The sequence below is a fragment of the Sinorhizobium fredii genome (assembly GCF_002944405.1).
GTDB lineage: Bacteria > Pseudomonadota > Alphaproteobacteria > Rhizobiales > Rhizobiaceae > Sinorhizobium > Sinorhizobium fredii_C.
The window spans coordinates 387,332-405,718 of the sequence record NZ_CP024310.1; the positions used below are offsets into that span (position 1 = coordinate 387,332).

Annotated in this window: 16 protein-coding genes and 3 pseudogenes; 9 read left to right on the top strand and 10 right to left on the bottom strand. The window is 62.5% G+C overall.

The features are described 5' to 3' along the window. The first annotated feature begins 493 nt into the window (after positions 1-493). On the top strand, positions 494-958 hold the full coding sequence (locus tag NXT3_RS25505; RefSeq protein ID WP_097527512.1) for a hypothetical protein: 465 nt from the start codon (positions 494-496) through the stop codon (positions 956-958). On the opposite strand, the gene NXT3_RS25510 is transcribed toward NXT3_RS25505, so the two are convergent. Beyond that, positions 948-1,601 (bottom strand): response regulator, encoded by a 654-nt coding sequence (locus NXT3_RS25510; RefSeq protein WP_037424659.1) that lies wholly within the window; start codon positions 1,599-1,601, stop codon positions 948-950. The two genes, NXT3_RS25505 and NXT3_RS25510, sit on opposite strands and share 11 nt — an antisense overlap. Then, positions 1,598-3,040: a sensor histidine kinase gene (locus NXT3_RS25515; protein WP_097527513.1), complete on the bottom strand. Its 1,443-nt coding sequence runs from the start codon at positions 3,038-3,040 to the stop codon at positions 1,598-1,600. Before NXT3_RS25515 ends, NXT3_RS25510 begins: the two co-directional genes overlap by 4 nt. Positions 3,041-4,029: 989 nt before the next feature. Between NXT3_RS25515 and NXT3_RS33180 the strand changes: the two are divergent. After that, positions 4,030-4,365 (top strand): annotated as a pseudogene (locus tag NXT3_RS33180) (hypothetical protein); the annotation flags it as partial. Between the two features lie 67 nt (positions 4,366-4,432). Continuing rightward, positions 4,433-5,224 (top strand): EAL domain-containing protein, encoded by a 792-nt coding sequence (locus tag NXT3_RS25525; protein ID WP_097527515.1) that lies wholly within the window; start codon positions 4,433-4,435, stop codon positions 5,222-5,224. 27 nt (positions 5,225-5,251) lie between these two features. Here the strand turns inward: NXT3_RS25525 and NXT3_RS25530 are convergent, their stop codons facing one another. After that, positions 5,252-6,199 (bottom strand): LysR family transcriptional regulator, encoded by a 948-nt coding sequence (locus tag NXT3_RS25530; protein ID WP_097527534.1) that lies wholly within the window; start codon positions 6,197-6,199, stop codon positions 5,252-5,254. A 122-nt stretch (positions 6,200-6,321) separates the two neighbouring features. On the opposite strand from NXT3_RS25530, the gene NXT3_RS25535 reads away from it, so the two are divergent. Beyond that, entirely contained in the window at positions 6,322-7,752 is a 1,431-nt protein-coding gene (locus NXT3_RS25535; protein WP_097539938.1) for an MFS transporter, read from the top strand. 34 nt (positions 7,753-7,786) lie between these two features. Here the strand turns inward: NXT3_RS25535 and NXT3_RS25540 are convergent, their stop codons facing one another. The 6 genes from NXT3_RS25540 to NXT3_RS25565 form a co-directional block, all read right to left on the bottom strand. Next, positions 7,787-8,695 (bottom strand): homocysteine S-methyltransferase family protein, encoded by a 909-nt coding sequence (locus NXT3_RS25540; RefSeq protein WP_097539937.1) that lies wholly within the window; start codon positions 8,693-8,695, stop codon positions 7,787-7,789. A 112-nt stretch (positions 8,696-8,807) separates the two neighbouring features. Continuing rightward, a complete protein-coding gene (locus tag NXT3_RS25545; protein ID WP_097539936.1) occupies positions 8,808-10,082 on the bottom strand; it encodes a trans-sulfuration enzyme family protein in 1,275 nt (424 codons plus the stop codon). Between the two features lie 138 nt (positions 10,083-10,220). After that, positions 10,221-10,910 carry an ABC transporter permease gene (locus NXT3_RS25550; protein ID WP_104840925.1) on the bottom strand — a complete coding sequence of 230 codons (690 nt, stop codon included), beginning with the start codon at positions 10,908-10,910 and terminating at the stop codon, positions 10,221-10,223. Positions 10,911-10,919: 9 nt separating this feature from the next. Continuing rightward, the gene (locus NXT3_RS25555; protein WP_097527519.1) at positions 10,920-11,642 is read right to left on the bottom strand and encodes an ABC transporter permease; all 723 of its coding nucleotides are present in this window, start codon (positions 11,640-11,642) and stop codon (positions 10,920-10,922) included. Positions 11,643-11,712: 70 nt separating this feature from the next. Further along, entirely contained in the window at positions 11,713-12,480 is a 768-nt protein-coding gene (locus tag NXT3_RS25560) for a transporter substrate-binding domain-containing protein (protein WP_097527520.1), read from the bottom strand. A 38-nt stretch (positions 12,481-12,518) separates the two neighbouring features. Continuing rightward, the gene (locus NXT3_RS25565) at positions 12,519-13,295 is read right to left on the bottom strand and encodes an ABC transporter ATP-binding protein (protein ID WP_104840926.1); all 777 of its coding nucleotides are present in this window, start codon (positions 13,293-13,295) and stop codon (positions 12,519-12,521) included. A 261-nt stretch (positions 13,296-13,556) separates the two neighbouring features. On the opposite strand from NXT3_RS25565, the gene NXT3_RS25570 reads away from it, so the two are divergent. From NXT3_RS25570 to NXT3_RS25590, 3 genes are all read left to right on the top strand, one after another. Next, the gene (locus NXT3_RS25570; RefSeq protein ID WP_104840927.1) at positions 13,557-14,030 is read left to right on the top strand and encodes an Lrp/AsnC family transcriptional regulator; all 474 of its coding nucleotides are present in this window, start codon (positions 13,557-13,559) and stop codon (positions 14,028-14,030) included. Positions 14,031-14,312: 282 nt separating this feature from the next. Then, positions 14,313-14,816, top strand: coding sequence for a metallophosphoesterase family protein (locus tag NXT3_RS25580; protein WP_104840928.1), 504 nt, complete (start codon positions 14,313-14,315; stop codon positions 14,814-14,816). 559 nt (positions 14,817-15,375) lie between these two features. Then, the gene (locus NXT3_RS25590) at positions 15,376-16,260 is read left to right on the top strand and encodes a GntR family transcriptional regulator (protein ID WP_104840929.1); all 885 of its coding nucleotides are present in this window, start codon (positions 15,376-15,378) and stop codon (positions 16,258-16,260) included. A gap of 651 nt (positions 16,261-16,911) precedes the next feature. Here the strand turns inward: NXT3_RS25590 and NXT3_RS25595 are convergent. Further along, positions 16,912-17,319 (bottom strand): annotated as a pseudogene (locus NXT3_RS25595) (aconitase family protein); the annotation flags it as partial. Positions 17,320-17,328: 9 nt separating this feature from the next. Between NXT3_RS25595 and NXT3_RS25600 the strand changes: the two are divergent. After that, positions 17,329-17,903 (top strand): annotated as a pseudogene (locus NXT3_RS25600) (aconitase family protein); the annotation flags it as partial. A 53-nt stretch (positions 17,904-17,956) separates the two neighbouring features. Beyond that, complete coding sequence (locus NXT3_RS25605; protein WP_037424681.1) at positions 17,957-18,217, top strand: hypothetical protein; 261 nt, start codon at positions 17,957-17,959, stop codon at positions 18,215-18,217. Positions 18,218-18,387: the final 170 nt, after the last annotated feature.

The following is an 18,387-nucleotide window of genomic DNA, read 5'->3' on the forward strand; positions in this document are numbered from 1 at the left end:
TGCCGTCACAATGGTCGAAAGCGCGGACAAGGCGCCATAACGAGTGGGGCCCTGTCGTGACCTGGACTTCCGCCGCACGGCGCATCGGCCCTTGGTCTGATCGGCACGCGCATAGGTCTGAGTGCTGAGGAGAAAAGGAACTTATAGGCGAAAGTGCTGTTCTTGACGCAAATCTTCGCGCAGCGCCGTCCCTTCCTGCGCGGGGGTCGAGCTCGCCGGTTCCATCCGGCGGGCTCTCTTTGTCGCTGCGGCCCGATGGCCAAGCCGATCTCTTTCAGACCTTGGTCGGAAGTGGGCTGGGCGAATGTCCAGACGCGACGTGAGAAAGGTCCAAGAACACTCGTTAAGGCAAGCCGCGGGTTGACGATTGATTTGCGCCGTGGGCAAGGTATTGCGAGAAAGGCGAGCACGAAGATCGCCGGATCGGCTCGACTCCAATAAGCCGGCCTTTGCTCGTCATGCTGATAGCCACTGCCAGGCGAATGGTGCGCCAATGATTTTTCTTAGCAGCAATGCCAAGACCAGCGGACGAAAGTTCGTGGCGGTCCTGTGCACCGTGACGATCGGCTTCGTCTTCGCAGGCCTGCCTTACAAGGCAACCCTGTCCGACTCCGCGCTCGAACTCTCGCTTCAATCCGCCCTCGCCAAGAATGGTGGCAATGGCGGCGGCAATGGCAATGGTGGCGGCAATGGCGGCGGCAACGGCAATGGCGGCGGTAACGGCAATGGAAAGGGCGGTTCGAACAGCAGCAGTTCGAGCAGCAGTTCCAGCGGAGCGAGGGTAAAAGGTGCGGCGGTCGGAACCTTCGGCTCGATCTTGAAAATTCGCCATGTCGAAGGAATAAGCGAAGAAATCAAAAACGGCCGCTACATCATGAAAGACGGCCGCGGGCGCACCATTGTGAACCGGCGCGCGACGTCGGCTGACCAGAAGCGGCTGCTATCCCTTATTGACTGAGCGGGCGGTCGAGGGCGTCGCGCAGCACCATCGCCGCCTCGGTCCGGTTGGCGACGTCTAGCTTTGCCATGATCTGCGTCATGTGGTGCTTGATCGTCTTCTCGTGCAGATTGAGCTTGCGAGCGACCTGCTTGTTGCTCATTCCTGATGCGACGAGATTGAGAACCTCTCGCTCCCGAGTGGTCAGGTCGTGGATCAGGTCGAACTTGCTTGCCGAGGGGGGTGCGCTGTTGGACAGGAGTTTGGCCGACAGTGTCGGAGCCACGTAGCTTTCGCCGGAGGCGACGGCGCGGATGACATCCGCCAGCGCTCTCGATCCGATCCCCTTGAGGATATAGCCCTTGGCGCCGCCCTGCAGGGCGGCCTTGACGTCGTCGCCTGCCTCCGAAACGGTGAGCATGACGATCTTCTGCGCCGGAGCGATCTGAAGAATAAGCGGCACCGCCTCGAGTCCGCTCCCGGGCATCGAGATATCGAGCAGCATCACGTCGGGCGCCAGGTTCTCGGCAATTCTCAGCGCATCGTCGCGCGAGCCGCCTTCGGCTACAATTTCGAAGCCTTCGAGCTCCGATAGACTCCTCGTCACCCCCTCTCTGAACAGAGGGTGATCGTCGATCACCGCAACGCGAATCGCAGTCGTCATAGCTGCCCCACCTCCTCGATGCCGAGCGACATCCGGACAACCGTGCCCGGAGCGGCGCCGTTCAGTTCAAATGTTCCGCCGAGACTTTCTATCCGCTCTCTCAGACCGGCAAGCCCGAGGCTCGTCGGCCTCACTTTGTCGGGATCGAAACCGGGCCCGCCATCGGCTACCTCGATCCGCACCCTGTTGCCGTCCATGCTCTGCACGACACGCTGCCCAACGCCTCCGCCGTGTCGGTAGGCATTGTTCAACGCCTCCTGCACAAAACGGTATATGCATATCTTCGCCGAGGGGGAAAGGTGATCCGGCGGACGGGACAGCGACAAATCCACAGCCGAGCCGGTTCGCTGCCGGTGGGCGTGGACACAGCGCTCGAGTATCTCTCGCAGGCTCGCCGTTTCGATCTGCGGCAGGACCAGCCCGTTGCATATGGTTCGGATCTCACGCATCGCCTCGTCGAGACTTGCCTTGATGGCGGCGACCTCGCGTTCGCGCTTGTCTGTCGGGGTCGCCGTGCTCATCAACGCCTCGCTATCTACCCTCAGCGAGGCATAGGCCAGCAGTTGAGCGGGGCCATCATGCAGGTCCGCACCGATCCGGCGCAGCATCTGTTCGTTGAGAGCCGTGGCCCGCTGCGACGCCTGCTGCAAGCGCCCGCGCAGCATCTCATTCTGCTCAAGCAGTGCGGAAAGTTCCTCGACGCGCTGCTTGAGGGCGAGGCGCTGCTTGTCGATCGTCCTGCTGCCGCGCATCACGATTGCCGAAAGCATGATGAAGAATGCAAGCGTAAAGCCCGCAACGGCCAGCCACGTCTGGATTCTGGCCCGGCCCAGGCTGAGCTCGAAATCATTGGCAATCTCATGAAACTCGGAGACGGCGACCACCTGTCCCGACCAGGGCTGCAGCACGGGATTGTAGATTTCGAGAAGCGGCTTGTTTGCTGCGCGCTCGGTCTCGCCATCGAGATCGTCTACCGGCGTGAACTGAGCCACGACGTCGCCGTCGAATGCCGCCTTCAGTTCAGGACTTAGCTCGAACCGTTTTCCGACCATGCTCTCTTCATTCGCGTAGAGGATGGTGCCGTCCGCCCGCCAAAGTCGAAACGCCAGCAAACGGCCACCGAGCGCGCCCTGGCCAAGTGTCTCGTCGAGCGCACGCGAAACGGTATCGTCGAGAACTTCTGTCGTCTGCATGTCCGGCAGCAGAGGCGCAATCACGCTGTCGACGTAGAGCGCTGTCGTCGCCGCCGAGTTTCGGGTGACGGCGTCCTCGATAAGGCTCGTGACGAACGCGCCCACCACGATCATTGCCGTGGCGGCGACGATCCCGCCGGCCATCAGGAACTGCTTCGCCAGGGGCTGGGCGTTCCATCTTGTGATCAGGTCTTTGGCGCGCACGACAAATCTCGGGCCTGTCCGCTCGATTCGTTGGCGGCACATCGTTCGATTGATGCCGATATAACTACCGTCTCCTATAGGCGGGTCAATGGCACGCCACGTTTGCGCTGGTGGCTCGGACCTTTTGTGGCCCGTTCTGTCAGACCTAGGTCCGAGAAGCCAGCGCAATAGTCCGACAGCCATGGTGGCGCGACCCCGCTCAAGCTACCGTCGCCTTGGTAAGAAATCTGACGCCTCCAAGCATGAGGCAAGTGAAACCAAGGAGGCCGGCTATGGCTATTTCCAAGACAATCGGAAGGAGCGTCCTTGCCCTGGCGATCGCGGTCGCTCCTCTTGCAACCGTGACCTTCGGCGCCTCGGGTGTTGCTTTTGCCAAGGGCGGCAATGGCGGCGGCAATGGCGGCGGAAACGGCGGTGGCAATGGCGGCGGCAACGGAGGCGGTCATGGCGGCGGCCAGAGCAAGTCGCATTCCGGCAGTGGCAAGCAGGACAAAGCGCGGTCTGGCAAGAGCCATGGCGACAAGACTCTGAAGTCGCTCTTTTCGCGCGGGACCAAGTCGAAGAAGACGATCAAGGCAGCCAAGCCAGTGAAGTCTGGACACGTCGCGGCGGGCAAGCCGAAGACGGTTGAACCTGAAAAGGTAAAGCTTGGCTCGGGGTTCAGTTCTCTGAACCGGAACTATCACGCCTATCTCAACTCCAACGATCCACGCATGGCAGCGATCTCGGCTTATGCGATTGCCTATGCCGAGTTCGAAGCTGAGAACGGCATCGACGCCATCCCCACCGATCCTGCCCTGAGCGACGAGGCGCTCCGCGAAGCACTCGAAAGCTTCGATAAGGACGGCGTCGTGACCGACGACGACCTTCTCGAGGTCAAGGAGATACTCGGCGTCGGGCCAGCAACCGGCAAGATCGACCAGATACGCGAAACGCTGCCTGACACGTCGGATACATTGGACACGTCGGACGCCTCGGATAGTTCAGACCTTTCGGACACGGATCCGTTGGACCCGGATGAGGAACTTGAGAGCGCCGTGCGCGGTTCGGGGTTCAGTTCGCTGAACCGGAATTATCACGCCTATCTCAACTCCAACGACCCGCGGATGGCCGCGATCTCCGACTATGCGATTGCCTATGCGGAGTTCGAGGCTGAGAACGGTTCCGACGCCATCGCGACCGATCCGGCCTTGAGCGACGAAGCGCTTCGCGAGGCACTCGAGAGTTTCAGCAAGGATGGCGTCGTAACCGACGACGATCTCGCCGAGGCTAAAGAGATACTCGGCGTCGGACCGGAGTTCGGCAAGATCGACGAGATACGTGAAACGCTGCCGGAAACAGCTGACGACCTGGGTGTTGCGGAGTAAACCTGAGTTCGGACGGTGCCGGCAGCAGCCGGCATCCGTCCGCAATCCGTTTGGGGCGGCTTGATCCATGAATTTGCAGACACGCGACGACGCAACTTGCGGTGCTGTGCGGGCGATGCAGCACGGACGGATCGGGTTTTCCCTGCAACAGATAAACGCCGTCGCTGATCCAGGCGAGGTCCTCTATTCGAAATGCCTCGCGAGATTCGTGGAGCCGGACGGTACGGTCAGAACCCGCGGAGAGTTCTCCGCTTTCCCCGGAGCGTCGCAGATCGCTCTGGCTTTCGGGCTCGATCTCCTCGACCTGGCGTTTGAATGGCTCGCTTGCCATCCGTCGGACGTGCTCGGCTGCGACCTCTCGGCCGAGATCATAGCCGATGAGCGAAGCTGCATGGTGTTGCACGACCTCCTCTCGCGGCACAGCGCCTTGGCGACCCGCATGGTTCTTGAGGTAACGCAGCCTCTGAAAACGCCCTTCGCCGCGAACTTGCTCGGCAGCGCCCGCGCGATGGGCTATAGAATTGCGATAGACAGGTTCGGGACCGGCAATGCGCTGTCGACCATCCCGGTCGATCTCGTGAAAATCGACGCATGTTTTGCGCAGCACCGCCTGGGTGATGCCGCGCCGATCCTGCGTGACCTGGTCGCTCTGGCCTCCTTTGCGGCATCGATTGTGGTTGTCGAAGGCATCGAAACATACGATCAGCTTGAGGCCGCCAGGTGCGCCGGAGCGACACATGTGCAGGGGTTTCTCCTTTCGGAGCCGACTCTGCCGCCCGTCTATTCGCGCAGCGCACGAGCATTCAAGCGAAGATTTCGCCCAGCCTCGCTCCAGCCGCATCTGCCGCAGTGCTCGTAGCACCGTAGCGATCGAGAGCACATTCGATTAGCAGGCGGTACCTGCGACATTTGCGATCTTCTTTTCCGACCGCGAGTCCGTCGGCCGCTTCGCGCAAATTGCCCGGACGCACGCCCGCAACCAACGATGCCCCGGGTCTGCCTCGAGGCGTGGATGCCAAAGCATCGACACGGTGATCTCCGGAATGGGGATCGGAATGGGAAAACTGAACAGATCGTCACGAAGGTTGCCGGTGTGGCGCTCGGGGACGGTGGCAATCATGTCGGAGTTTTTCGCCAGCGCCAGCGCGGGAGAAAAACCGCCAACGGTTGCGGTAATCTCCCGTTCGAGACCGAGCGCCTCCAGAGCGGCATCGATCGGCCCGTTATCTCTACGGTGGCGGGCGACGAGCACGTGCTGCCCGGCGGCATAGCGGGCGGGCGTGATCTCGCCCTGGCAGAGCGCGTGTCCGACACGCACGACGCCGACGAAGCGATCCTGGAACAAGGCCTGCGTGCGGATCTCCGGGCTCTGGCTCCCGCCTACGACGCCGGTCTCCAGGTCGACACTGCCATCCCGTAGCGGCGTGCTGTCCTTGTCGAGTTTCGGGACGAAGCGCAGCCGCACGCCCGGTGCCTCGGCGCCGGCCTTGGAGATCAGGGCCGGCCCGAAATTCTCGACGAAGCCGTCGCTCGTGCGAAGCGTGAAGGTCCGCACGAGCCGGCCGAGATCCAAACGGTCGGCAGGCCTCAGCGCCGCCTCCGCCTCCTCGACCAGGTGGCCGACGCGCTCACGCAATTCGAGCGCGCGGGGTGTCAGGACGAGGCCGCGGCCGGCCCGCACTAACAGCGGATCGCCGGTCGTAGCGCGCAAGCGCGCAAGCTGCCGGCTCATGGCGGAGGGGCTCAGCCGCAACCTTCGGGCAGCGCCGGCGACGCTTCCTTCGGCAAGCAGCACATCGAGGGTGACGAGAAGATTGAGGTCCGGATGCGACATGCGGGTGACGATAGCATGAATTGATACTAGCGTCAGATGCATGAATGCAATGCAAATGGTGCGTCTTCCGCCATCTCCGGCAACGGTTTACCTCTCGAGCGACGCCGATGAGAGGAACGACGATGACAAAATACCCGTATGACACGGTTGCTGCTGGCATGGAGCAGCCGATCTCGGCCCGCTGGACACTGACCAGCCTTTCCCTTTCCATGCTGCTGGCCTCCTTGGGCGTGAGCATCGCCAATGTTGGCTTGCCCACCCTGACCCACGCCTTCTCCGCCTCGTTTCAAGAGGTGCAGTGGGTCGTCCTCGCCTATCTGTTGGTCATCACCACGCTGATCATCAGCGTCGGTCGGTTCGGCGACATCGTCGGCCGCCGCAAACTGCTGCTCGCCGGTATCGCCCTGTTCACGATCGCATCCGGCCTGTGCGGCGCCGCGCCGCATCTTTCCTGGCTCGTCGCGGCGAGAGCCCTGCAGGGGTTGGGCGCCGCAGCCATGATGGCGCTTGCCCTGGCCCTGGTCGGCGAGGTCGTCCCGAAGGAAAGGATTGGCAGCGCCATGGGGCTGCTCGGCACGATGTCGGCGATCGGGACGGCGCTCGGCCCCTCCCTGGGCGGCGCGTTGATCGCCGGCTTCGGCTGGCGGGCGATCTTCCTGGTCACGGTGCCGATCGGCCTGTTGGCTTTGCTTCTTGCCTGCCACGCACTGCCGACGGATCGTCCGGCATCAAGGGCGTGCCGGCCCGGCTTCGACCTCGCCGGTACGCTGATCCTCGTCTTCACCCTCGGCGCCTACGCGCTCGCCATGACCATCGGGCGCGGCAGCTTCGGGGCGACCAACCTGGTTCTGCTGCTGGCGGCCGTCTTCGGCATGTGTGTCTTTCTATTAGTGGAATTTCGGACGGGGTCACCCTTGGTCGATTTCGCGATGCTGCATCAGCCGTCGTTTCGCTCGGGACTTGCCACGAGCATGTTGGTCGCTACGGTGATGATGGCGACGCTGGTGGTGGGGCCGTTTTACCTGTCGCGCGGTCTGGGGCTTGATGCGGCGCTCGTCGGCCTGGTGATGTCGGTCGGACCGGTCGTCTCGGCGCTGACGGGCATTCCGGCGGGGCGGCTCGTCGATCGCTTCGGCGTGTGGCGCATGGCCGCCGCCGGTCTTGGCGCCATGACGGCCGGTTGCCTCGCACTCTCGCTCGTTCCGGAAGCGCTCGGCGTCGCCGGCTATGTCATGCCGCTCGTCATTCTCACCGGCGGCTACGCGCTGTTCCAGGCGGCAAACAATACCGCTGTGATGAAGGACGCGCGGCCCGAGCAGCGGGGCACCGTCTCGGGGCTCTTGAACCTCTCGCGCAATTTCGGGCTGATCACCGGCGCATCGATGATGGGAGCGGTCTTCTCCTTCGCCGCGGCGAGGGAGACTGCGGCCGCCACCGCCACCGGCATGCGCGCCACTTTCGCCGTCGCCACGGTTCTGGTGGTCATCGCGATCGCCGTCGCAGCGGCAAGCCGCGCTGTTGTGGTGAGGTCAAAATCCCAAGAGGCGCAGTGAGCCGGGGGCGGGTAGCCGTCCCGGCCCTTGCCGCTTAGCCCCTCAAGCAGCGTGCCAGGTTGTGGATGTGGCGAGCGCCGATGCCGCAGCAGCCGCCGACGATGGAGGCGCCGGCCTCGACCCAATCACAGGCAAAGCGTGAATAGCGGTCGGCGGTCAGGTCGGCGCGGGTGTGGTGAAGCGTCTCATTGGCAGCGCCCTCCGTCTCTTCCGCCTCGAAGGCGTTGGCATAGACGCCAATGCCGATAACCGCCTGCCTTTCCCTAAACGTTTGAGCCGCGACAGTGACGGCGCGCGCCATGACTTCCGGATGGCTGCAGTTGAACAGGAGCGCCTCGGCACCAGAGCCGGCCGCCCAGGCGGCGGCCGCGGCCACGGGTTCCCCGGATCGGAGCCTCGGCTCGTCGCCCTCCGGAGCTCCTGCATCGTCGGCCAGGGTGAACGAGATCCAGAACGGCTTGCCGGTCGCCGCAACTGCGGCGCGCACCGCATCGCCTTCGGCGATCAAGCTCAGCGTTTCGCCGAGCCAGACATCGACATAGGGCGCCAATCCCTCGACGAGGACCTTCAGATAGTCCTGCACGCGCGAGGGGTCGAAGCGCTCGGGCTCGTAGGAGCCGAAGATCGGCGGCAATGAGCCAGCGACGATGACCTTGCGATCGGTCCTCTCGTCGGCCGCATCCCTGGCGAGTTTTCCGGCCAATTCGATCAGCGTGCGTCCTTCGGAGCGGAAACGCTCCTCGCCGATGTGGAACGGCACCAGCGAATAGCTGTTGGTGGTGATCACATCGGCGCCGGCGTCGATGAATTCCCTATGGACACGCCCGACGATCTCCGGCGTTTCCATCAAGGCCAGCGCGGACCATTCCGGCTGCCTGAGTTCGGCGCCGAGCCGGATCAGCTCCCGGCTCATGCCGCCGTCGAGAATACGTATGTGGTTCATTGATGATCGACTCCAACTTTGCTGGTTCAGCGCCGGAGGGCCGCCGACGGCGCAAATGCCGTCAGCCGGTCCCGGGCGCTCGGGTGTTCGGTCGGGATTTTGTTGCGGGTCTTCATCGGAGCGCCTGATCGAGGTCGTCGATGATGTCCTCGACGGACTCCAGGCCGACCGACAGGCGGAACACGCCGTCGCCGGCAAAGGCGCGGTAATCGTCGAGCGGCGCTCCTTTGAGCCCATAGGTCGACTTCATCATCTCGTTGGTATCGAGAAGCACGACGATGCTGCGCTGGTGGCCGACCGAGAAGGCGTAGTGCACCACCCGCAACCGGTCGGCGAGTTGGGCCGCCATTTTCTGCGCGTCGTCCGTCTGGAATGTGAGGATGCCGCCGAAGGCATTCATCTGGCGCCGCGCCAGCGCGTGCTGGGGATGCGTGTCCAATCCGGGATAGGTGACCGATTTGACGCCCGGATGGCCGTCAAGAAAGCGGGCAAGCCGCAGCGCCGAATCCGATACTGCCCGCATCCTCGGAAAGAGCGTGTCGATGCCGCGCATAATGAGCCAGGCACTGTGGGCCGAGAGCGAAGCGCCGAGATAGACGCCGGCGCGCGAGCGGATTTTCTCGACAATCTGCTTGCGGCCGCAGACGATCCCGCCGAGCGCGTCGCCATGGCCGTTGATGAACTTCGTGAGCGAGTGGATCACGAGGTCGACGCCCAAGGCGAGCGGCCTTGTCGCGACCGGCGTGGCCAGCGTGGAATCGACCGAAACGAGTGCATCGCGCTGGTGGGCGAGTGCCGCCACGGCGGAAAGATCGGTCAATCGCAGGATTGGGTTGCAGGGGCTTTCGCAATGCACGAGCCGTGTGTTGGGCCGGAAGGCCGCGGCAACCGCATCCAGCCGCGACATGTTCACCGCGGTCACCTCGATGCCGTAGTCGGGCAGGATCCGGCGGGCCAGCTCGCTGGCGCCTGCGTAGCAGACATCGCTGATGATCAGGTGATCGCCGGCCTTGAGACAGGTCAGGAACATGGCGGCGATCGCTGCGAGACCGGTCGCGGCCGCGAGCGCGTCGTCGGCGCCTTCGAGTGCTGCCATGCGCTGCTCGAGCTGCCGCACGGTGGGATTGGTCCAGCGCGCATAGAGATATGGCAGCGCCGTCAGATCCTCGACGCCGTCGGCCGAAAAGGCGCCATCGCCCGGGGCAAGCAGATTGTTGACCGACATCGAGATATTGGGGGCGATCGCCTTCGTCGTCGGATCGATGACCAAGCCGCCGTCGAGCGCCAGGGTCTCCCAATGCAGCGGGCGATTGTCGGAATGCGGCCGGGCTCTCGCTTGGCTTCGGCGATCCGTTACGGCCTTGGTGCTCGATCGATTCAGGGACATGGAGGACCTTTCGAGATGCGTTCGACGGCGACTCTAGTGTTCTCCGAGTGTTTTTGGCCGCTCAGCGGCTGCCGATCCGCCGAGAAAAGGCGCGATGAGGACCTCGGGCGCCGCCAAATCGACGAAGCAGTCATCGCGCTAGCGCCGTACCGGCACTTGCGCTTCGACGACCTTGAAGGCGCGGGTGATGATAAGCGTCAGGCAGACATAGAAGACGGTCACGACCATCAGCGGCTCGTAGACCAGCAGCGTGTCCTGCCTCACCTTGTAGGCCACCGCATAGAGGTCCATTACCGTCACGGTGAAAGCGAGAGGCGTTGCCTTCAATTGCAGCACGACTTCGCCGGCGATTGTCGGCAAGGCGATGCGGATGGCGCGCGGCAGCCAGATCCGCCTGAGCAGGGTCGAGGACGACATGCCGAAGGATCGGCCGGCCTCGAGTTCACCCTTGGGAACGGCAAGCAGCGCGCCGCGCAGCACCTCGGCCTCATAGGCCGCATAATTGAGGGTGAAGCTCACCGCCGCAAAGAAGAAACCTTCGCGCAGGAGCGGCCAGAGAAGGCTCGCACGCAGGCCGGGGATCATCGGCAGCAGCGAGCCGACGCCGTAATAGAGCAGCCACAGCTGAATCAGCAGCGGCGTGCCGCGCAGGCAGGTGCAGTAGCCGCGAGCGAAGAGCTTGAGCCAGCGCGGGCCGATCACCTGCGCGAGCGCGAGACCGATCGCCAGAATGAAGCCGAAGCCGACCGAAATCACGAGCAGGAGGACGGTCTGGACCGCGCCTGCGGCAAGCAGCGGCCAATAGGAAAAGATCCACGAGAAATCCACGTGCCCCTCCTATGCGGTCGTCGGCTGGCCGCGCCGGAGGCGGCTCTCGAGCGCCGCGAACGCGACGTTAGAGATGAGCGTTATCGCGAGGTAGAGGGCGGCGGAGGCGAGGAAGAACAGGAAGTAGTGCTTGGTGTTGCCGGCGGCGATACGGGTCGCGAGCGCCAGTTCCTGATAGCCGACGACGGCAATCAACGCGCTGTCCTTGGTGACCGACATCCAGAGATTGGCTAGACCCGGCAGCGCATTCGGCATCAGGGCCGGCAGCACGATGCGGCGGAAGCGCAGCCGCGGCCGCATGCCGAAGGCGGCCGCCGCTTCGATCTGCCCGACCGGAATGGCGAGGATCGCCCCGCGAAACACTTCGGTCATATAGGCGCCCTGGACAATGCCCAGCACCGCGACGGCGGCAACGAAGCCGTTGATCTCCACCGCCGGAAGCCCGAGTGCGGAGAGGATGCGGTTCAGCCCGTCGGTTCCCGCATAATAGAGGCCGATGATCAGGATCAGTTCCGGGATGGCGCGGACGGCCGTCGTATAGAGATCGAGGACGAAGCGAACCGGGCGATTGCCCTTCAGCTTGCCGATGGCACCGACGAGGCCGATGGCGATGCCGACGAGATAGGCGCCAAGCGAAATCAGCACGGTGGAGAGCGCGCCTGCAAGCAGCACGCCTCCCCAGCCGGGCGGATAAGGGGAGAGCAATTCCAGGAGCGATTGGCTGGACGACATCCGGGGCCTATCTGATCGAGTTCATAGGCAAAGGGCGATCGGCGCCTTCAGGCGCCGATCGCCCTTCCGGTCATTCGCCATAGGGATCGAAGTCGAAGTACTTCTTGGAGATTTCGGCATATTTGCCGCTCGCCCTGACGGCGGCGATCGCCGCGTTAAGCTTGTCGCGCAGTGCCGTGTCGTCCTTGCGCAGCCCGCCGCCGATACCCGTTCCGAGGATAGCCGGGTCGTCCTTGACGTTGCCCTTGTCCTCGCAGCAGTCCTTGCCGAAGTCCGACTTCAGGAACTCTGCCAGCGGAATGGCATCGCCGAAGACATAGTCGATCCGCCCGGCAGCCAGGTCCTGGAAGGCTTCGTCGAGCGTCGCATAGGTCTGTTCCGCTGCCTTGTCGGCGAAATACTTCTTGTAATATTCGGACTGGATCGTCGAGACCTGGATGCCGATCGTCTTGTCGGCGACGTCGTCAGGCGCTGCTCCTAACTTGCCGTCCTTGGCGCCGATCAGCTTGCTCGGGGTGTTGTAATATTTGTCGGTGAAGTCGATCGTCTTCTTGCGCTCGTGGGTGATCGACATCGACGACCAGATGACGTCGAACTTCTTCGCCTCGAGACCCGGGATCAGGCCGTCCCAGGACATGTCCACGATGGAGCAGGTCTCCTTCATCTCGGCGCAGACCGCGTCCATCAGCTCGATTTCCCAACCGATCCATTTGCCGGACGGGTCCTTCGTGAAGAAGGGTGGGTAGGCTTCGTTCATGATGCCGAAGCGCACTTCCGCATTGGCCGCACCTGCAAGTGCGAAGGCCACGCCGGCCATCAGGATGGACATCAACTTCATTCGACTACCCCTTCTGTTTTCGTCGGAATGGAAACGGATCAATGGCCGAGACTGCCGGTGAATTCGCGGCAGCGGGCGCTGAGCGGCGCACCGAAGACCTGGGCGGGCGGCCCCTGTTCCTCGACGCGCCCCCCATCGAGGAACATCACGTGGCTGGAGACGTCGTGGGCGAATTTCATCTCGTGCGTGACGAGAAGCATGGTCCGCCCTTCTTCCGCCAAGTCGCGGATGACCTTCAGCACCTCGCCGACAAGCTCGGGATCGAGTGCCGAGGTGGGCTCGTCGAACAGCATCACCGCCGGGTCGACGCAGAGCGCGCGGGCGATCGCGGCGCGCTGCTGCTGGCCGCCCGACAGGAACGCCGGATAGGCGTGCCGTTTGTCGTAAAGCCCCACCTTGGACAGAAGAGCCTCGGCCCGTTCAGTCGATTCCCTGCGGTTCTGCCGCAGCACATGAATTGGGGCCTCGATGACATTTTTGAGCACGGTCCTATGGGCCCAAAGGTTGAAGCTCTGGAACACCATGCCGAGGCCGGTGCGGATCCGTTCGATTTGCCGCCAATTGGCGGGATGGGCGCGCCCTTCGCGGCCCGGCTTCATCAGAACCTCTTCGCCGCCGAAGATGAAACGGCCGCGGTCGGGGATCTCGAGAAAGTTGATGCAGCGGAGAAAGGTGCTCTTCCCCGAGCCCGAGGATCCGATCAGCGAAATGACGTCGCCTTTTTGCGCCGATACCGATACGCCCTTCAGCACCTCGTGCTGCCCATAGCTCTTATGGACGTCTTCCACCAGCAAGGCGGCGGCGCTTCGCATCATTCCTGTCGTTCCTGGCGGTTTTTATGGTTATTTGGTTCGCGATAATATGGCCACGCGTTGCGGTTTTGCCGCACATTTGCCGCAGTGACGCGGATTTTCCGCAGAACACGCTAAAAGATGCGGACTTACCGCGCTTTCTGTCCTTGATTTTTTGAGAGATAGTGCGTTCGTGCGCAGGTGAAAGCTTCGGAAGCGGAAAGCGTGCTCACGACAAAGCTGCCTGAGATATTAGCTGCGGCAAATCACCAACACGAGGAAACCATGACGGAGCCAGTGGATCAATTCGATCGGAAGATCCTCGAGATCGTGCAGCGCGACTGTCAGCTCAAGGCCGAGGCGATCGGCGACATCATCGGCCTGTCGGCGTCTGCCGTTCAACGCCGCCTCAGAAGGATGCGCGAGGACGGCATCATTTCCGCCGAGATCGCCCTCGTCGACCGCAAGGTCGCCGGAAATCCGATGACCTTCATCGCCGGCATGGAGATCGAGCGTGAGAACTACGATGCGCTCGCGAAATTCCGCACCTGGGTCGACAAGCAGGATCACATCCAGCAGGTCTATTACGTGACCGGGTCGGTGGATCTCGTGGCGATCATCACCGCCCAGGACGTCACCCAATATGACGAGATCACCGCGCAGATCATGTCGCAGAATCCTCAGATTAAGCGAATTCACACGAATGTCGTGCTGAAGGATGTGAAGCTCGGGATGTTCGTTCCCGTGACTTCCGACTAGGGCCGATCAGAGTGGAGCGCCGAAAATCGGGAGAAGGGGTGTGTACCCCCTCTGCCCTGCCGGGCATCTCCCCCACACGGGGGGAGATCGGCAAGAGGCAATGTCCCGCCCATCGAATATCGATGCATGGACTTTGCAGGTGCGTTGACTTCGGCATACGCATGCTGGGGTTGGGGCAGATCGGCGTTTCCAGCCAACCTCCCTCCTTGTGGGGGAGATGCCCGGCAGGGCAGAGGGGGGTGCCTCCGATCGCAGCAACGCTTTAACCGGAAAGCTGCCTAGATGATCTATTTCACGAGTGACACGCATTTCGGCGAGCCGCGGGTGCTCAACATCGATCGCCGGCCCTTCTCCAGCCTGGCGGACCACGACGCTGCGCTGATTGCCAACTGGAACGACACCGTCTCGCCGGAGGACGAGATCTGGCACCTCGGCGACTTCGCATCGAAGCAAAAGGGCTTTGCTGAAGATTTGCTTACGCGGCTGAACGGCAGGAAGCACCTGATCGTCGGCAACAACGATTCGCTGGCGACGGTCGAAGCCAGCGGCTGGCAGAGCATCCAGCATTATGCGGAACTCACCGTCGACGGGCACTTGCTCATTCTCTGCCACTATCCGTTTCGGACCTGGAATCAGATGGGAAAGCGATCGGTCAACCTGCACGGCCATTCCCACGGCCGTTTGAAACCGCTGCTGCCGCGGCAGTTCGATGTGGGCGTCGATGCCAGAGACCTGCGCCCGGTCAGCCTGCCCGATCTTCTCCCTCGGCTGCGCGTGAAGGCATAGCGCTTGTGAATGTCAGGCGAGCGCGCCGTGGGCGACGTCGCCCTGCGAGGGCGATAGGCGCGCATCGTTACTCGTAGACACCTTCGACGAGCGTGACGCCGCGCTCGACGCGCAGCATCCGGAAATAGGCGGAGATCCGCCCCGCCACTTATCCGGCTAGGTTTGCCAAAGCTTGCCCGAGGCAATTTCCTCCCTGACTCGTTTTTCTCCGCTATTTCATTTTATAATTATTTAATGCATGTTGTCTCGCAACGGCCAGTAGGCTCGCCGTTCGTTTTCCATCCAGGAGGAGCAATCGCATGCGTCATCTTCTGAAAACTGCGCTTTGCCTGGCTGCCTTGGCGGCACTGCCTTCTATCCGGCCATTTCGGCTGCCAGCGACCTCGAACTGACCATCACGGCGCCGGCCGGCGCGGGCGGCGGGATTCGGCGGCGCGCTCGCTGCAAGAGGCGATGATGGCGACGGGTGAGGCCAAGAGCGTCCAGGTCGTTTGTAAACGCGTTGGCGAGTGCATAAATCGACGTTGAACGCGCTAGCGACCGAACCCTACGACGACCCATGGCAAGACAAAGCGTATCCCCGCAGATCACGGCAAGCATCCTCGAATTCGTGAAGACGAACGAGATGCGCGCCGGCGAGCATCTGCCCTGTCAAATGCTCGCCGATGCGTTTCGCGTCTCCCGCGCGCCGGTCAATGCCGCCTTGAAGAAGCTCGAGACGATGGGAATCGTGCGGGCGGAACCGAACCGCGGCTATTTCCTGACGATCGACGCGGCCAAGGTCGAGACAGGGAAACCCGTGGGCGAGCCTCGGCGCGAGGAGGAGGATCCGCTCTATTTCCGCATCGCCGAGGACCGCCTTGCCGGCAAGCTCGAGGAGCGCGTCAGCGAGAACGAGCTGATGCGCCTCTACGACGTCGCCCGCAGCCGGCTGTTGAAGTCGCTCCACCGGATCGCCGAAGAGGGCTGGATCGAACGCCTGCCGGGCAACGGCTGGGCCTTCCGCGAGACACTGACATCGCGCAAGAGCTACGAGGAGGGCTACGTCTTCCGCGCGGTAATCGAGCAGCAGGCGATGCTCTTGCCCACGTTCCGCCCGAACGAGGAAGAATTCAGGAAGGCGCGCTCCGTGCAGACCGCCTTGGGAGAAGGCGGCTACGAGACCTGGTCGCGCGCCGAGATCGTCAAGGCGAACAACGAGTTTCACGAAATGCTCGTCGCCTGCTCACAGAACGATTTCTTCCTCGATGCAATCAAGCGCGTCAACCGGCTGCGCCGCCTGATCGAGTACCAGATTAACATCGACCGGAGCCGGCTGCCCCGGCAGACGAGCGAGCACCTGCACATTCTCGACCTCATCGAGACCGGTCGCCGGACAGAGGCGGCGGCCTTTCTCTACACGCACATCATGGGTGCGATCCGGATCAAGACGCCGCAGGTCTAAGAACGTGTGGCGGAACTGTTCTACAGCGGTGCGCGCTTGAAGACGCGCAAAGCCGTAGCGACTTCAAAAGCGGCTGCATGCTTCCTTAAATCGGCCAGGAATTGAGGAAGCAGGCAGAAGGCTTATTTTCCTCGAAGGCTATTCTGGCTTCCATGATCGGCGGACTGCGCCCGGTGCCGGCAATCGGTTGGCCGATTGGGTGTGAGCCTGCTTATTAGCCCAAGCCAAAGAACGCCAAGATGGCGAGTACGACCACAACCAGTCCGACTAGGTAGATTATCTGATTCATGATTCACTCCTTTCATGAGCAATGAACGGAATTCTTCGCGGGTATGTTCCGAACCGCCTGCCAACATGTCGGCGCCGCTGCAAGAGGTGGACGTTCGTGCTTCTTTCGATGCGCGTGCATATTGCATTTTATAATCGCAATATGTAATTCGGGCCAAGACCTTAAGAGGCCCCACGTTCTCGAAGCGGTAGACAATCAATGTCCGAGACAAAGCTAACATCTCGGCGTTGACCGGGTTGACTATGCGATCGTGGACCTCCCTGCGGAGGCAGGCGAGGCGTTGCAGCGCCTGCCCTATACACATCGAATTCTTCTGGAGAACGCGCTGCGCACCGGAGGTGACAACGCCGCGAGGGCGAAGGAGGCGATTCCAAGAGCGCGCCTTCGATGCGCTTGCCGGTCGCGGTGCTGGCGAGCCTCTCGAGATTGAGCGTGTGCATGATCCCGGTACCGGGCGGGTACACGCTAAAGCCGCTCAGCGTGTTTGTCGCCCATATCATGAAGCGATAGCGCTCGGCGTTGCGCTCGAACTCGCGCGCCATGTTCCTTTCGAGCGAGCCTGCCTGTGCGAAGAAATCGACGCCCACCGAATGATCCGTCGAGACGTCCACCGGTACGACGGGATTGAGAAGAGCGGGATCGCCGCCGGCTTCCGCCAGCGCCGAGCGCATGCCGGCAATGTCGACCAGCGCCGGGCCACAGGTGGTGTCGTGCATGAGGACTCGATTGGGGAGAAACGGGATTTCCTGCTCGCTCGTTCCGGTATGGAGCTAGGCCATGCGATGCCCGACACGCTGATCGGCACCGACAGCCATAGCCGATGATCAACGACATCGGCGTGCTTGCCTGGGGCGTCTGCGGGCTCGAGGCGGAGAGCGTATTCTTCGGCATACCGGTGACGCTCCGCGTCCCGGAGGTCGTCGGGGTGAAACTCACCGGAGCATTGCAGAGCGGCGTGATGGCGACCGATCTGGCGCTCACCGTCACCGAAATGCTGCGCAAGCTCGACCTGCAGGACCGCTATGTCGAATTCTTCGGTCCCGGTGTGTCGACGCTGACCGCCGGAGACCGTGCCGTCGTTGCCAATATGACGCCGGAGTTCGGCGGCAACAGCGGTTACTTCCCGATCGACGCCGAGACGCTCAAATACCTCGAAATGACGGGACGCTCGCGCGACCACGTCGCCTTCGTCAAGGCCCACGCGAAGCGCACCGGCCTGTGGTTCGATCCGCATATCGACCCGCGCTACACCGCCACCGTCGAACTCGAACTATCCACGGTCGAGGTCAGCCTTGCCGGACCGGCGCGGCCGCAGGGCCGTATCCCCGCCGGCGCGACGCTCCGGGCGATGAAGTTGATTTCTCTGCCGTGCGAAGGCCGCAGAATGCCCACGAGGTCCGATTCGCGATGAAGGCAGGGGTGCGCCAGGTCTACATTTCTTCCCTCGATGAGCTGCGCCGGCGATTGGATCTCCATGAAAGGCGAGTTGCTGGCGTGAGCGAGGATGATTTGCAGCAGATCGCGCGTGTTGCGCCTTCTCCAATCGATGAGGATGAACAGCTGTTTGCCGGCCGTGAAGACGCAGGCGCCGCTGTCGACGATGACGATCTGGAAGTCGACCAAGAGAAGCTGGATAGGAACAAATATGCCGGCATTCTCAAGCGCTAAGATCCTGTGCGCGAGAGAATGATTGCGCGCGAGGACGCCCCTCACACGCAAGTCATTCGATCACCCATACTTCGGAGGCAGGAGGTCCGCGAGACGTTTGGCAGTGACATTTCCGCGTTGAATAAGGTGATTTTCGACAGTGTGAATGCGGAGAATGAGATCAACGCGCC

Coding starts and splice junctions, on each gene's coding strand:
- NXT3_RS25510 (WP_037424659.1), bottom strand. CDS start 1,601: ATGACGACTGCGATTCGCGTTGCGGTGATCGACGATCACCCTCTGTTC.
- NXT3_RS25590 (WP_104840929.1), top strand. CDS start 15,376: ATGGCAAGACAAAGCGTATCCCCGCAGATCACGGCAAGCATCCTCGAA.
- NXT3_RS25505 (WP_097527512.1), top strand. CDS start 494: ATGATTTTTCTTAGCAGCAATGCCAAGACCAGCGGACGAAAGTTCGTG.
- NXT3_RS25570 (WP_104840927.1), top strand. CDS start 13,557: ATGACGGAGCCAGTGGATCAATTCGATCGGAAGATCCTCGAGATCGTG.
- NXT3_RS25530 (WP_097527534.1), bottom strand. CDS start 6,199: ATGTCGCATCCGGACCTCAATCTTCTCGTCACCCTCGATGTGCTGCTT.
- NXT3_RS25605 (WP_037424681.1), top strand. CDS start 17,957: ATGAAGGCAGGGGTGCGCCAGGTCTACATTTCTTCCCTCGATGAGCTG.
- NXT3_RS25515 (WP_097527513.1), bottom strand. CDS start 3,040: ATGTGCCGCCAACGAATCGAGCGGACAGGCCCGAGATTTGTCGTGCGC.
- NXT3_RS25565 (WP_104840926.1), bottom strand. CDS start 13,295: ATGATGCGAAGCGCCGCCGCCTTGCTGGTGGAAGACGTCCATAAGAGC.
- NXT3_RS25560 (WP_097527520.1), bottom strand. CDS start 12,480: ATGAAGTTGATGTCCATCCTGATGGCCGGCGTGGCCTTCGCACTTGCA.
- NXT3_RS25525 (WP_097527515.1), top strand. CDS start 4,433: ATGAATTTGCAGACACGCGACGACGCAACTTGCGGTGCTGTGCGGGCG.
- NXT3_RS25535 (WP_097539938.1), top strand. CDS start 6,322: ATGACAAAATACCCGTATGACACGGTTGCTGCTGGCATGGAGCAGCCG.
- NXT3_RS25580 (WP_104840928.1), top strand. CDS start 14,313: ATGATCTATTTCACGAGTGACACGCATTTCGGCGAGCCGCGGGTGCTC.
- NXT3_RS25540 (WP_097539937.1), bottom strand. CDS start 8,695: ATGAACCACATACGTATTCTCGACGGCGGCATGAGCCGGGAGCTGATC.
- NXT3_RS25555 (WP_097527519.1), bottom strand. CDS start 11,642: ATGTCGTCCAGCCAATCGCTCCTGGAATTGCTCTCCCCTTATCCGCCC.
- NXT3_RS25545 (WP_097539936.1), bottom strand. CDS start 10,082: ATGTCCCTGAATCGATCGAGCACCAAGGCCGTAACGGATCGCCGAAGC.